The following is a 12,805-nucleotide window of genomic DNA, read 5'->3' on the forward strand; positions in this document are numbered from 1 at the left end:
AGAAACAAAAAAGGCTGCTCGATTGAGCAGCCTTTCCTGGATATTGGTAGCAACGGGCGGACTTGAACGGGCAGGCCGCCTGCGTCGACCCCAGCCCAGAAAAAGCAGGGTCGGCCCCTGGATCAGAACCTTGGCCCGCCTGAAACAAAAAAGGCTGCTCAACTGAGCAGCCTTTCCTGGATATTTGGTAGCAAGGGGCGGACTTGAACGGGCAGGCCGCCTGCGTCGACCCCAGCCCAGAAAAAGCAGGGTCGGCCCCTGGATCAGAACCTTGGCCCGCCTGAAACAAAAAGGCTGCTCAACTGAGCAGCCTTCCCTGGATATATGGTAGCAAGGGGCGGACTTGAACCGCCGACCCCAGCATTATGAGTGCTGTGCTCTAACCAGCTGAGCTACCTTGCCATGTTTCAAGGCCGCGAATTGTCCGTGAGCTCCGGGGCGCTGTCAAGAACGAGGGGGTCGATCCGGGCCATTTCGGGAACCAACCGTCTATTTCTTGTTCAGACCTTTTTACATGAGAACGGTTATCAATTATTCTCCGATAATACTTGACTGATTTGGTTGGTCTTTATAGTCTGACTTCCTATTCACGTACCAAAGGTGTGGGTATGCGATTAACCACCAAAGGCCGATACGCGGTGACCGCGATGCTGGATCTGGCTCTTCATGCGGATGAGGGTCCGGTATCCCTGGCGGATATCTCCGAGCGTCAGGGAATTTCCATTTCCTATCTGGAGCAGCTGTTCGCCAAGTTGCGGCGGCGGCATCTGGTCAGCAGTGTGCGCGGCCCAGGCGGTGGCTACAGGCTGAGCCGGGACAGCGACGATATTGATGTGGCCTCGGTGATCGCCGCCGTGGACGAGTCCGTGGATGCCACCCGTTGTGGCGGCAATGGTGACTGCCAGGATGGCCACATTTGTCTGACGCACCACCTCTGGTGTGATCTGTCGGATCAGATCCAGGATTTCCTGTCGCACATCACCCTGGGCGAACTGGTCTCCCGCAATGAAGTACGGCAGGTGGCGGAACGCCAGAAGATCACGCAAAGCCAACTGAACCGGGTGCCGGTCAGCACGCTTTGATCCCTCCATTATCAACACAGTAATCAACGTCCATGTCGCAAGCGGTTTATCTGGATTACGCCGCCACCACCCCGGTGGACCCCCGGGTGGTGGAGGCGATGGTGCGTTTTCTCGGGCCGGACGGCACCTTCGGGAATCCGGCATCGCGCAGCCATCTTTACGGCTGGCTGGCGGAGGAGGCGGTGGAAAGTGCCCGGCGGCAGGTGGCGGACGCCCTCAACGCCGACCCCAGGGAAGTCGTCTGGACCAGCGGCGCCACCGAGGCTAACAACCTGGCCATCAAGGGCGTTCTGGAGCAGCGGGGCGGGGGGCACGTGATCACCTCCGCCACTGAGCACAAGGCGGTGCTGGACCCCTGCGGCTGGCTGGAAGGGCGTGGCGTCGAGGTCACCTATCTGGCGCCGGAACCGGATGGCCGGATCACCCCGCGGGCGGTGGAAGAGGCGATGCGCGAGGACACCGTGCTGGTGTCGATCATGCACGCCAACAACGAAACCGGCGTGATCAACGACATCGGCGCCATTGGCGCCTTGTGCCGGGAGCGTGGCGTTCTGTTTCACACCGACGCCGCCCAGACCATGGGCAAGTTGCCATTGGATGTTCGGGAAACAGCGGTGGACCTGGTCTCCCTGTGTGCCCACAAGATCTACGGCCCGAAAGGCATCGGCGCGCTCTATGTGCGGCGCCATCCGGATGTGCGGGTCGCCGCTCAGATCCATGGCGGCGGCCATGAGCGCGGCATGCGTTCAGGCACTTTGCCCGCCCATCAGATCGTGGCCATGGGGGAGGCGCTGTCATTGGCCATGGCCGGCCGGGATGAAGAGAACACGCGAATCGCCGCGTTGCGGGATCGCTTGTGGGATGGCATCCGGACGCTGCCCGGCGTGTCCCTCAACGGTGCCGGCGCGCCGCGTTTACCCGGCCATATGAACGTGGCGTTCGAAGGGTTGGAAGGGGAGATGCTGCTGACCGCGTTGACCGGCGTGGCGGTGTCCACCGGGTCCGCCTGCACCTCGGCGTCGCTGGAACCGTCCTATGTGCTCAAGGCGATGGGGGTGTCCGATTCGCTGGCACACGGCTCGCTGCGCTTCTCGGTGGGCCGCTTCACCGATGAGACTCAAATCGACACGGTAATACAGAATGTGACGCAGGTGGTCACCCGCCTGCGTGACGTTGCTGCTCAAAGGGGATAAGCGGCTCTTTTTGTCTGACGGAAGGCTCCGTAACCGGCGTGCTGCTTGCTTAGGTGTTGTCACACCAAAGGACGGAGCCAACCATGCACGGAGTGATCCTTGCTCATCTGCGTCATTTCGTTACCGACCGCTATGGTCAGTCGGTATGGGATGACGTCAATCACCGAGCAGGTCTGACCGACTGCCTGCACGTGCCGATTCAACTTTACCCGGACAATCATCTGGAAGACCTGATGACGGCGCTGCAGTCGGTCACCGGACTGCACCGTGATGATTTGCTGGAGGAATTCGGCGCCTGGGTGATCCCGCCCCTGATCAATATGTACCGGGCGATGATTCCACGGGAATGGGACGCGGTGGCGTTCCTGCTCAACGTGGAGGAACGCATCCATCAGCGAGTCATTCGTCTGAAGAACCCGGAGGCGACGCCGCCGCGCATTGATGTGCGTGAGTTGGAACCACGCGTGCTGCAGGTGGAATACCGTTCCCACCGGGATCTGAGCTTGCTGGCGCTGGGCTGCGTCCACGGCGTGGCGGCGTTCTACGGGGAGAAGGTGGAGATACTGGAATCGGAGCAGGTGGACGGTGTGCGGCGCTTCGTGGTGCGCCTGGAACACGCCGCCTGAATTCGGCGATGGCCGTCAGGCGGCCATCGCCGCCGCTTCCTGTTTGATACGGGCCACCATGGCGCGCAGGCCGTTGCCACGGGTGGGGCTGAGATGACCGAACAGGTCGATGTCCTGGAAGAAGGCGTCCATGTCCACCGCCGCGATCTGTTCCGGCGAGCGGCGGTTGAGGGCGGTGAGCACGATCGCCGCCAGCCCGCGCACGATGATGGCGTCGGAATCCACCGCCAGATACAGGCGACCCTCGCTGTCATCATAGTCGGTGACCAGCCATACCTGGCTCTGGCAGCCGCGCACGAAGCGGTCTTCGGTGCGCAAGGACTCCGGCAGTTCCGGCAGTTGCTTGCCGAGATCAATGATGTAGCGGTAGCGCTCTTCCCAGTCGTCCAGGAATTCCAGGTCGTCACGGACATCCTCGGCGGTGACGTTCTTACCTAGCTTGATGTCACGGATATTAAAGTCGGACACGTCGTTTTACTCCGTGGCCTGACGCCGGACGCCTGACGCCGGACGCAAAAAAGCGGGTCGCTCTTTCGAGGCATTTGGCTTTTAGCGTCCGGCGTCTGGCGTCCAGCATCCGGCGTTAAAACAATCCCAGTTCCAGTTGGGCCTCTTCGGTCATCATATCCCGGCTCCAGGGCGGATCGAACACCAGCGCCACTTCCACTTTGTCCACATTGGGGACCTTGGCGAGCCGGTCTTCCACATCGCCGACCAGGACAGGCCCCATGCCGCAAGTGGGAGCGGTGAGCGTCATCCGTACCTGCACCACATTCTGGTCGTCCCTGCGAATCACATCGCAGCCGTAAACCAGGCCCAGGTCGACAACGTTTACCGGAATTTCCGGGTCGTAGATGGTTTTCAGGGTCTTCTGAAGATCCTCGTCCCGTACCGTGCCGTCCGCTTCGGGTGCATCGAAGTCCAGTTCCAGAGGCTGCTGGCCGATGGCGTCCGCGTCGGTGCCGTCAATACGCGCCATATTGCCGTTCACGGTCACCGTATAAGTGCCGCCCAGCGCCTGACGCAGATTGACGAAGGCGTTCTTCTTGATGGTGATGCGGGTGCCGCTGGGAACCCGCCGGGCGGGCACATCCCGGCTGACCACCACGGTGCGTTGCTCTGAGGTAGAAGGGGCGCTGGTCAAGACCTTCAGACCTCGTGCACGGTGAAACTTTCACCGCAGCCGCATTCGCCGGTGGCGTTGGGGTTGCGGAACTTGAACAGGCTGTTGACGCCCTCGGTGACGTAATCGATTTCAAGGCCGTTGAGCATCACCAGCCATTTTTCCGGCACGTAGAGCGCAATGCCGTCGATATCGAAGCGCTTGTCGTCCTCGCGCGGTTCGTCGACGAAGTCGAGCACGTACATATAACCGGAGCAACCGGACTCATCCAGATTCAAGCGGATACCGGCGGCGCCGGCGCGCTCGATCTCCTTGAGAGCCTGGCGGCGGGCGGATTCGGTCAGGTGAATTTGCGCCTGGCCGGGCACGAAAGTCTGTACCGTCATGACATCATCACCTATAGAGCATCTATAGAAAGGAACGTACTTTATGGAGCGCCTGGAACAGGACGTCCACCTCATCAAGGGTATTGTAGATCGAAAACGAGGCGCGCACGGTACCGGGAATGCCGAGGCTGTCCATCAGCGGCATGCAGCAATGATGCCCGGTGCGCACCGCCACGCCTTGCTTGTCCAGCAACACGCCGACATCGGCGGGGTGGGCGCCGTCCAACAGGAACGACAATACACTGGCCTTGGTGGCGGCGTTACCGATGATTTTCAACCCCGGGAACGCCTCCGCCTGTTCATGGGCGGCGCTCAACAGAGCGCTCTCATGGGCCGCCAGCGCGTCCCGGTCCTGTTCCTGGAGCCAGCGGATGGCCGCTCCCAGGCCCACCGCGCCGGCGATGTTCGGCGTGCCCGGTTCGAATTTATACGGCAACTGATTCCAGGTGCTTTTCTCGAACGTCACCACTTCGATCATCTCGCCGCCGGTCTGGTAAGGCGGCATGGCCTCCAGCAGCTCACGACGGCCGTACAGCGCGCCGATGCCGGTGGGGCCGAACACCTTATGACCGGAGAAGGCATAGAAGTCACAGTCCAGCGCGCGCACGTCCACCGGGAAGTGAGACACCGCCTGGGCGCCGTCCACCAGGGTGATGGCGCCAGCGGTCCGGGCGGCGGCGATCAACTCCGCCACCGGCGTTACCGAGCCCAGGCTGTTGGAGACATGGGACAGGGCCACGATGCGGGTGCGCTCATTCAGTAACCGGTGGAACGTCTCGGTATCGACACTGCCGTCCTCGCGCAGCGGCACCACTTTGAGACTGGCGCCGGTGGCCAGGCAGGCCTGCTGCCAGGGCACGATGTTGGCGTGGTGCTCCAGGGTGGTGATCAGCACTTCGTCACCGGCTTTGAGCCGCTCGCGGCCGATGCACTGGGCCACCAGATTGATGCCCTCGGTGGTGCCCTTGGTCCAGATGATCTCCTCGCGATCGGCGTTGAGGAACGCCGCCACGGTATCCCGCGCCGCCTCGAAGTCCGCGGTGGCGCGGTCACTCAGGTAATGAGCGCCCCGGTGTACGTTACTGTTGGTGGTCTGGTAGTAATCCCGTATCGCGTCGATCACCCCCCGCGGTTTTTGCGTGGTGGCGGCGTTATCCAGGTACACCAGCGGTTTGCCGTTGGCCTCCTGGTGGAGAACCGGGAAGGCGTCGCGCAGCGCGGGAATGTTCAGGGTCATGCCGCTTCCTCGTTGACGCCGGGATATTGGCTCAATTCCCCCGCCAGCCATGGCTGCACCCACCGCGCCACGCCCTCGTCCGGCAGTGCCAGGATCAGTTCGTTGACGAAGCCCAGGCTCAGCATGCGTTTGGCTTCCGCCAGCGTGATGCCCCGGGATTGCAGGTAGAACTGCTGGGCAGCGTCGAGTTGGCCGACGGTGGCGCCATGGGCGCACTTCACATCGTCGTTGTAAATTTCCAGTTCCGGTTTGGTGTAGATCTCCGCGCCGGGGCTCAGCAGCAGGTTCTTGTTGCTCAGTTCCGCCAGGGTGCCCATGGCGCCTTCATGGATGTGAATGCGGCCATTGAGGATCGCCTTGCCCTTTTCACCGGCCAGACCCTTGAACACCTGATTGGAGGTGCAGTGCGGCACGCGATGTTCTACACACAGCTGATTGTCGATATGGCTTTGGCCGCGGGCCACGAACACGCCCTGCATGTTCAGTTCGGCGCCGCTTTTTTCCAGCAGGGCACGCACGTCGTTACGGCGCAGCCGGTTGCCGCCCATCAGCTGGTAGCTGTCGATGCGGCTGACACCGGTCTGCCGGAACAGCAAGGTGCTGATGTGCAGAGTGTCTTCCCGTTCGCTTTGCAGCCGGTAGTGGGTGAGATGGGCGTTGTCGCGGGCTTCGATCACTGTCACCGCATTGTTCAGCACCGGGCCCTGGCCAATGTAATGCTCGATCAGGGTCAGCTTGCTGCCCGGGTTCAACAGCACTTCCACCCGGGTCTGGCAATGGGCGGGCGCATCGCTGGCGGCATGCAGCAGCAGGTGCAGCGGTGCGCTGATTTCGGTGTTGGCGGCCACTTCCAGAGTGATGGCGTCGGTCAGCGCCGCGCCGTTGTAGAGAGCGAACGGTGTTAGCAACTCGTCACGCTGTCTGGCCCGGCGATGCAGCGTCACGCCTTCCGGCAGCTGGCTCAAGGCCTCCTGCAAGCGGCCATTGCTCATCACCAGACGATGATCCGCCAGGGTCGGCAAGGCATCGGGCAGGGCGCCGTTGGCCTGGGTTTTCAGATGGCCATCGGTGAGCGGGTGCAGGGAGGTGTACTTCCACTGCTCGGTTTTACGGTCGGGGAAAGCGGCGGCCTCCAGGGCGCTCAAGCTGTCACCGCGCAGCGGCGCCAGCGCGTCTCCGGCTTCGGACCGGCGCGCGTTGTCCACCGCCAGGGTCTTCAGTTCCAGGGGCAGGCTCATGCGGACTCTTCCTCGCCGGTCAGCCAGCCGTAGCCTTTCTGTTCCAGTTCCAGGGCCAGTTCCTTGCCGCCGGATTTGATGATGCGGCCATCGGAAAGGACATGGACGTGGTCCGGCACGATGTAATCCAGCAGGCGTTGATAGTGCGTCACCAGTACGATGCCGCGTTCCGGGCTGCGCAGGGAGTTGACGCCACGGGCCACGGTTTGCAGGGCGTCGATATCGAGACCGGAGTCGGTTTCATCGAGCAGGGCCAGACGCGGCTCCATCAGCAGCATCTGCATGATCTCGTTGCGTTTTTTCTCACCGCCGGAGAAGCCTTCGTTAACGCCGCGCTTGAGGAACTGAGCGTCCAGATTGACCTGCTTGCAGGCTTCGCGGGCCTTGCGCAGCAGCGTCACCGAGTCCCACTCTTCCTTGCCCTGGGCCTTGCGTACCGCTTCCAGAGCCGCTTTGAGGAACTCCATGTTGGACACGCCGGGGATTTCCACCGGGTACTGGAACGCCAGGAACAGGCCGGCCTGGGCGCGTTCCTCCGGCTCCAACTCCGCCAGGTCGTGACCGTCCAGAATGGCCTGGCCCCCGGTGATCTCGTAATTGTCACGGCCGGCCAGAACATTGGCCAGGGTGGACTTGCCCGAGCCGTTGGGTCCCATGATGGCGTGTACTTCGCCCGGGTTCACGGTCAGATCCAGACCCTTGAGAATGGCTTTGCCGTTGACGGCGGCGTGCAGATCACGAATTTCCAGCATGTAAATAACGCCTATGTATTAACTGTCTAAGACTTTTCCACAACGCTTCGCTGCGGAGGACGAGGCCTGGGGCCGGTTTTCGCTATTAACTGTTAACTATCAACTGTTAACTAACCAACTGCCCCTTCCAGACTCACTTCCAGTAACTTGCCGGCTTCCACCGCGAACTCCATCGGTAGTTCCTTGAACACTTCCTTGCAGAAGCCGTTGACGATCATGGAGATCGCCTTCTCCGGGTCGATGCCGCGCTGGCGGCACAGGAACAGCTGGTCGTCACTGACCTTGGAGGTGGTGGCCTCATGCTCCACCGTGGCACTGGGGTGCTTGGATTCGATGTACGGGAAAGTGTGGGCGCCGCAGCGATCGCCCAGCAGCAGCGAGTCACACTGGGTGAAGTTGCGCGCGTTCTCCGCCCGCGGGCCCATGCGCACCAGGCCCCGGTAGGCGTTGGAGCTCTTGCCCGCCGAGATGCCCTTGGAAACGATGGTGCTCTTGGTGTTCTTGCCCAGGTGGATCATCTTGGTGCCGGTGTCGGCCTGCTGGGCATGGCGGGTCAGCGCCACCGAGTAGAACTCGCCCACGGAGTGGTCACCGCGCAGCACCACGGACGGGTACTTCCAGGTGATCGCGGAGCCGGTTTCCACCTGGGTCCAGCTGATCTTGGCGTGGTCGTGGGCGACGCCGCGCTTGGTCACGAAGTTGTAGATGCCGCCCTTGCCGTCCTCGTCGCCGGGGTACCAGTTCTGCACCGTGGAGTACTTGATCTCGGCGCCGGGCAGGGCCACCAGCTCGACCACCGCCGCGTGCAGCTGGTTCTCGTCGCGCTGCGGCGCGGTGCAGCCTTCCAGGTAGCTGACGTAGCTGCCTTCGTCGGCGACGATCAGAGTGCGTTCGAACTGGCCGGTGTTGGCTTCGTTGATGCGGAAGTAGGTGGACAGCTCCATGGGGCAGCGCACGCCCTTGGGGATGTAAACAAAAGAGCCGTCGGTGAACACCGCGGAGTTGAGCCCGGCGAAGAAGTTATCGCTCTTGGGCACCACGGAGCCCAGGTATTGCCGCACCAGCTCTGGATGTTCCTGCACCGCCTCGGAAATGGAACAGAAGATCACCCCGGCCTCGGCCAGCTTTTCCTTGAAGGTGGTGCCGATGGACACCGAGTCGAACACCGCGTCCACCGCCACCCCGGCGAGCATTTCCTGCTCATGCAGGGGAATGCCGAGCTTCTTGTAGGTGTCGAGAAGCTCCGGATCCACCTCGTCCAGGCTTTTTGGCCGGTCTTCCATGCTTTTCGGCGCGGAATAGTAGGAGATGGCGTCATAGTCCACCTTCGGATAATGCAGGTGGGCCCATTCCGGCTCCGGCATTTCCCGCCATTTGCGGTAGGCTTCCAGACGCCACTCCAGCAGCCACTCCGGCTCTCCTTTCTTGGCGGAGATGAAGCGGATGACGTCTTCGCTGAGCCCCGGCGGCAGGGTGTCGGACTCCACCAGGGTGGTGAATCCGGCCTCGTACTCGGAGCGGATGACTTTGTCCAGTTCGGCTTGGCTGCTCATAATCTCAGAATACCAGAGTAATTTAGTCAGGTATTATACGGGATCCGACGGCGGGGTGGAATCCAGAGTGGCGATGGGATTGATAGGCGGTGACCCCGGGGGGCCTGAAACCGGCGCCAACGGTATCATATTTAACCCCGGATGCGTATAATCCGCCGGTTTCAGGCCCCCGGATCGCGGCGAGGACCGCCCAGGCCGAGTCCACGGGCGCGGCCGGCCGAACGGCGCGGGCGCCCATTCAATGAAAGTAATGCAAATTCATGCAATTCTGGAGAAGACACAGCGATGTCAGTAGAGCGTACTCTCTCGATCATCAAGCCCGATGCCGTGGCCAAAAACGTCACCGGTGAGATTGTCGGCCGTTTCGAAAAAGCGGGCCTGAAGGTCGTGGCCATGAAAATGCTGCACCTGAGCCGTGAGCAGGCCGAGGGCTTCTACGCCGAGCACAAGGAGCGTCCTTTCTTCGGTGATCTGGTGGCCTTCATGACCAGCGGTCCGGTTATCGTGCAGGTGCTGGAAGGCGAAGGCGCGGTACTCAAGAACCGTGACCTGATGGGCGCCACCAACCCGAAAGAAGCGGAAGCCGGCACCATTCGCGCCGACTTCGCCGAAACCATTGATGAAAACGCGGTACACGGTTCCGACTCCACCGAGTCCGCCGCCCGTGAAGTGAGCTATTTCTTCTCCGACGAAGAAATCTGCCCGCGCACCCGCTAAGGTGGTGGGTGGACGCCTCGCCGCAGGGCGGGGCGTGACGCCGCCGCAGGAGGAAGCCATGAGTGTCCCGCAAAAGGTCAATCTGCTCGGTTTCAGCCGTGAGCACATGGAAGCGTTCTTCCTCGACATGGGGGAGAAAAAATTCCGTGCCCAGCAGGTGATGAAGTGGATCCATCACCATCAGGCGGACCATTTTGACCAGATGACCGACGTCGGCAAGGCGTTGCGCCAGAAGCTGACCGAGGTGGCGGAAATTCGTGGCCCCAAGGTGCTGCATGAAGGTATTTCCCGGGACGGCACCCGCAAGTGGGTGTTCGAGGCTGACGGCGGCGGCGCGGTGGAAACCGTGTTCATCCCCGATGGCCGCCGCGGCACCCTGTGTGTGTCCTCCCAGGTGGGCTGCGCCGTGGATTGCGGCTTCTGCTCCACCGGTAAACAGGGTTTTCAGCGCGATCTGACCAGTGCGGAGATCATCGGCCAGGTGTGGCAAGCGGGCCGTGCCTTTGGTCCACGCCGTAATCTGGGCGAGCATCCGATCACCAATGTGGTGATGATGGGCATGGGCGAGCCGTTGTTGAATTACGGCGAAGTGCTCACCGCCATGCGCATCATGAAGGACGACCTGGGTTATGGCATCGGCAAGAAGCGCATTACCCTGTCCACTTCCGGCGTGGTGCCGAAGATCGACCAGCTCAGCCAGGATCTGGATGTGGCGCTGGCGGTCAGTCTGCACGCGCCCAATGATGAGCTGCGCAACGAACTGGTGCCGCTCAATCGCAAATACCCGCTGGCGGAACTGATGGCCGCCTGCAAACGCTACAGCGACAATATTACTCACCGTCACAACACCATCACCATGGAATACGTGATGCTGCGTGACGTGAACGACAAACCGGAGCACGCCCGGCAACTGGTCAAGCTGCTCAACGGCATTCCGGTGAAGGTCAACCTGATCCCCTTCAATCCCTTCCCCCACGCTGGCTATGAGCGCTCCCGGAAAAAAGACATCCTGGAGTTTCATAAATTCCTTAATGACCATGGCCTGCTGACCACGGTACGCACCACCCGGGGCGACGACATCGACGCCGCCTGCGGGCAACTGGTGGGCACGGTGCAGGACCGCACCCGTCGTGCCGAACGTTGGAAAAAATCGGTGTTTCACCGCACCGAACAGGCCGATGGCAATGCGGCGTCCGTATGATAAAACGACATTTTTCTTTGGTTGTGGTACTGGCCGGAGGCCTTTGGCTGTCCGGTTGCGCGGTGGAGAGCAGTCGTAACAACGTCAAGGTGGACGAGGCGGTCACCAGCCGCGTCGCCGCTGGCCTTCAATATCTTCAGCAGGGCAATCCCAGCGAGGCCCGCCGGCATTTTTCCCGGGCTCTGTCACTCAATGACAACAGTGCCAAGGCACACAATGCCATGGCCTTGTTGTATAACTACGAGCGCGATCCGGAGAATGAGGAGCGTCACTACAAGCGCGCCCTGCGGATCGACGGTGATTACGCGCCGGCGTTGAACAACTACGGAACCCTGCTGTACAGCCAGGGTCGGTACCAGGAAGCGCTCAAACTGTTCGGCCGGGTCGCCAACGACCCCGGTTACGAAGGGCGGGGCAGTGCCTATAGCAATATCGGCCTGTGCCATTTGCGCCTGGACCAGCCAGAGCAGGCCAAGGAAGCCTTTATCAAGGCGCTTCGTCTGCAACCGCGATCGGTGACACCGAATCTGGAGCTGGCGCGGCTGTATTATCAGGGGCAGCGCTACGATCTGGGCTGGGACTACTACCAACAATACACTCAGCGGGTGGGTCGACAGGACCCCGCCGGGTTGTGGCTGGGGGTGCGGCTGGCCCACGAGTTGGGCCGTAAAGACCAACAATCCAGTTATGAGCTTGCGTTGCAGAATCTCCACCGGGGCTCCCGTGAATACCGGCTCTGGCAGGAGTGGCGCGACGCTCAGGAGGCACCTTAATGAGCGAGTCAGGGACGGAACTGCCCGGCGCCCAGTTGCGTCGAGTGCGTGAAGAGCGGGGCATGACCCGCGAGGAAGTGTCCGAGCACCTGCACCTTTCGATGAGCTACCTTCAGGCTCTCGAGGAAGACGATTACGGGCGTTTGCCCGAGCCGCCCTTTATCAAAGGGTATTTGCGCAATTACGCCCGCTTGCTTGGTTTGCCTGGAGAGGAAGTGGCGTCCCGCTTTCAGCAGCATGTGAACCAGAACCATCGGGAGCCAGTGCCCACCGAATCCCTGCATGAGCCGCTGAGCGGTGGCCGCGACTGGCGTTGGCCGCTGCTGCTGGTACTGCTGGTATTGTTGCTGCTGGTCCTGGCATGGTGGTTATGGCCTTCCGCCGGCGAGCCCGAGGCGCCCGGTGAGTCTCCGGACACGGTGGAAGAGAGTGTGGTACCGGAGGCGTCTCCGACGCCGCCGGACGCCGGGGTCGGGATGGCGCAGCCGCCCACATCGCCGGCGGAGCCCGCTCAGGCCCCCGAGAGCACCACTCCGGAACCTGTCATGGAGCCGTCTTCCAATACGGTGGATAATGGCGAGGACAGTGGGACCGAAGCCGTGGAGCCCCGGGCAGGTGCCCCGGAGCAGACCGGGGAGGACAGCGAAACCGCAGCCGGGCAGGCCGAGACCGGCGGTGACCGGCTGGAGATGGCTTTTTCCCGCGATTGCTGGGTCCGCATCGTGGACGCCACCGGAAAGCGCCTGGTGGAAGGTGTGCAGAACGCTGGCGACCGAGTGTCCCTCAATGGCGAGGCGCCTTATCGGCTGACCGTCGGCGATGCCGCCGCGGTGAGCGAGATGACGCTCAACGGCAAGGTGGAAACCCTTCCCGGCAGCGGGTCCGGCCAGGTGCTGCGTTTCTCTATGCCGTAGCCCCGTTACC

General features: G+C 61.9%; 14 protein-coding genes and 1 tRNA gene. 7 read left to right on the top strand and 8 right to left on the bottom strand.

Annotated elements, in window-relative coordinates; all coding sequences use genetic code 11:
- Nucleotides 1-325: 325 nt before the first annotated feature.
- A tRNA-Met gene (locus E0L37_RS03195) sits at nucleotides 326-402 on the bottom strand.
- Between the two features lie 206 nt (nucleotides 403-608).
- Between E0L37_RS03195 and iscR the strand changes: the two genes are divergently transcribed.
- The 3 genes from iscR (at nucleotide 609) to E0L37_RS03210 (ending at nucleotide 2,901) form a co-directional block, all read left to right on the top strand.
- On the top strand, nucleotides 609-1,082 hold the full coding sequence (gene iscR / locus E0L37_RS03200; RefSeq protein ID WP_022995330.1) for a Fe-S cluster assembly transcriptional regulator IscR: 474 nt from the start codon (nucleotides 609-611) through the stop codon (nucleotides 1,080-1,082).
- Nucleotides 1,083-1,114: 32 nt separating this feature from the next.
- Entirely contained in the window at nucleotides 1,115-2,275 is a 1,161-nt protein-coding gene (locus tag E0L37_RS03205; RefSeq protein ID WP_133490363.1) for an IscS subfamily cysteine desulfurase, read from the top strand.
- An 83-nt stretch (nucleotides 2,276-2,358) separates the two neighbouring features.
- Nucleotides 2,359-2,901: a heme NO-binding domain-containing protein gene (locus tag E0L37_RS03210; protein WP_133490364.1), complete on the top strand. Its 543-nt coding sequence runs from the start codon at nucleotides 2,359-2,361 to the stop codon at nucleotides 2,899-2,901.
- A gap of 15 nt (nucleotides 2,902-2,916) precedes the next feature.
- On the opposite strand, the gene E0L37_RS03215 is transcribed toward E0L37_RS03210, so the two are convergent.
- From E0L37_RS03215 to sufB, 7 genes are all read right to left on the bottom strand, one after another.
- Nucleotides 2,917-3,369 (bottom strand): SufE family protein, encoded by a 453-nt coding sequence (locus tag E0L37_RS03215; RefSeq protein WP_133490365.1) that lies wholly within the window; start codon nucleotides 3,367-3,369, stop codon nucleotides 2,917-2,919.
- A 115-nt stretch (nucleotides 3,370-3,484) separates the two neighbouring features.
- Entirely contained in the window at nucleotides 3,485-4,045 is a 561-nt protein-coding gene (gene sufT, locus E0L37_RS03220; RefSeq protein WP_133490366.1) for a putative Fe-S cluster assembly protein SufT, read from the bottom strand.
- 5 nt (nucleotides 4,046-4,050) lie between these two features.
- Nucleotides 4,051-4,410: an iron-sulfur cluster assembly accessory protein gene (locus E0L37_RS03225; RefSeq protein WP_133490367.1), complete on the bottom strand. Its 360-nt coding sequence runs from the start codon at nucleotides 4,408-4,410 to the stop codon at nucleotides 4,051-4,053.
- A 22-nt stretch (nucleotides 4,411-4,432) separates the two neighbouring features.
- Entirely contained in the window at nucleotides 4,433-5,647 is a 1,215-nt protein-coding gene (locus E0L37_RS03230; protein ID WP_133490368.1) for an aminotransferase class V-fold PLP-dependent enzyme, read from the bottom strand.
- A complete protein-coding gene (gene sufD / locus E0L37_RS03235; protein WP_133490369.1) occupies nucleotides 5,644-6,885 on the bottom strand; it encodes a Fe-S cluster assembly protein SufD in 1,242 nt (413 codons plus the stop codon). Before sufD ends, E0L37_RS03230 begins: the two co-directional genes overlap by 4 nt.
- The gene (gene sufC / locus E0L37_RS03240; protein WP_055100164.1) at nucleotides 6,882-7,637 is read right to left on the bottom strand and encodes a Fe-S cluster assembly ATPase SufC; all 756 of its coding nucleotides are present in this window, start codon (nucleotides 7,635-7,637) and stop codon (nucleotides 6,882-6,884) included. The genes sufD and sufC overlap by 4 nt, the downstream gene beginning before the upstream one ends.
- Nucleotides 7,638-7,747: 110 nt before the next feature.
- Nucleotides 7,748-9,190, bottom strand: coding sequence for a Fe-S cluster assembly protein SufB (gene sufB / locus E0L37_RS03245; RefSeq protein WP_133490370.1), 1,443 nt, complete (start codon nucleotides 9,188-9,190; stop codon nucleotides 7,748-7,750).
- A gap of 285 nt (nucleotides 9,191-9,475) precedes the next feature.
- Here sufB and ndk point away from each other — a divergent pair, with 285 nt between their 5' ends.
- The 4 genes from ndk to E0L37_RS03265 are packed head-to-tail and all read left to right on the top strand — an operon-like array spanning nucleotide 9,476 to nucleotide 12,795.
- Nucleotides 9,476-9,907 (top strand): nucleoside-diphosphate kinase, encoded by a 432-nt coding sequence (ndk, locus tag E0L37_RS03250; RefSeq protein WP_133490371.1) that lies wholly within the window; start codon nucleotides 9,476-9,478, stop codon nucleotides 9,905-9,907.
- Between the two features lie 58 nt (nucleotides 9,908-9,965).
- Entirely contained in the window at nucleotides 9,966-11,108 is a 1,143-nt protein-coding gene (rlmN, locus tag E0L37_RS03255; protein ID WP_133490372.1) for a 23S rRNA (adenine(2503)-C(2))-methyltransferase RlmN, read from the top strand.
- Nucleotides 11,105-11,881, top strand: coding sequence for a type IV pilus biogenesis/stability protein PilW (gene pilW, locus E0L37_RS03260; protein WP_133490373.1), 777 nt, complete (start codon nucleotides 11,105-11,107; stop codon nucleotides 11,879-11,881). The genes rlmN and pilW overlap by 4 nt, the downstream gene beginning before the upstream one ends.
- Entirely contained in the window at nucleotides 11,881-12,795 is a 915-nt protein-coding gene (locus tag E0L37_RS03265) for a RodZ family helix-turn-helix domain-containing protein (protein WP_133490374.1), read from the top strand. The genes pilW and E0L37_RS03265 overlap by 1 nt, the downstream gene beginning before the upstream one ends.
- The last annotated feature ends 10 nt before the right edge of the window (nucleotides 12,796-12,805 follow it).

The organism is Alcanivorax sp. 24 (assembly GCF_004360225.1).
GTDB classification, from domain to species: domain Bacteria; phylum Pseudomonadota; class Gammaproteobacteria; order Pseudomonadales; family Alcanivoracaceae; genus Alloalcanivorax; species Alloalcanivorax xiamenensis.

Excerpts from the sequence above, each read along its gene's own strand:
- E0L37_RS03265 (WP_133490374.1), top strand. The coding sequence starts at position 11,881 with ATGAGCGAGTCAGGGACGGAACTGCCCGGCGCCCAGTTGCGTCGAGTG.
- E0L37_RS03210 (WP_133490364.1), top strand. The coding sequence starts at position 2,359 with ATGCACGGAGTGATCCTTGCTCATCTGCGTCATTTCGTTACCGACCGC.
- rlmN (WP_133490372.1), top strand. The coding sequence starts at position 9,966 with ATGAGTGTCCCGCAAAAGGTCAATCTGCTCGGTTTCAGCCGTGAGCAC.
- sufC (WP_055100164.1), bottom strand. The coding sequence starts at position 7,637 with ATGCTGGAAATTCGTGATCTGCACGCCGCCGTCAACGGCAAAGCCATT.
- ndk (WP_133490371.1), top strand. The coding sequence starts at position 9,476 with ATGTCAGTAGAGCGTACTCTCTCGATCATCAAGCCCGATGCCGTGGCC.
- sufB (WP_133490370.1), bottom strand. The coding sequence starts at position 9,190 with ATGAGCAGCCAAGCCGAACTGGACAAAGTCATCCGCTCCGAGTACGAG.
- E0L37_RS03230 (WP_133490368.1), bottom strand. The coding sequence starts at position 5,647 with ATGACCCTGAACATTCCCGCGCTGCGCGACGCCTTCCCGGTTCTCCAC.
- pilW (WP_133490373.1), top strand. The coding sequence starts at position 11,105 with ATGATAAAACGACATTTTTCTTTGGTTGTGGTACTGGCCGGAGGCCTT.
- sufD (WP_133490369.1), bottom strand. The coding sequence starts at position 6,885 with ATGAGCCTGCCCCTGGAACTGAAGACCCTGGCGGTGGACAACGCGCGC.
- iscR (WP_022995330.1), top strand. The coding sequence starts at position 609 with ATGCGATTAACCACCAAAGGCCGATACGCGGTGACCGCGATGCTGGAT.
- E0L37_RS03225 (WP_133490367.1), bottom strand. The coding sequence starts at position 4,410 with ATGACGGTACAGACTTTCGTGCCCGGCCAGGCGCAAATTCACCTGACC.
- E0L37_RS03205 (WP_133490363.1), top strand. The coding sequence starts at position 1,115 with ATGTCGCAAGCGGTTTATCTGGATTACGCCGCCACCACCCCGGTGGAC.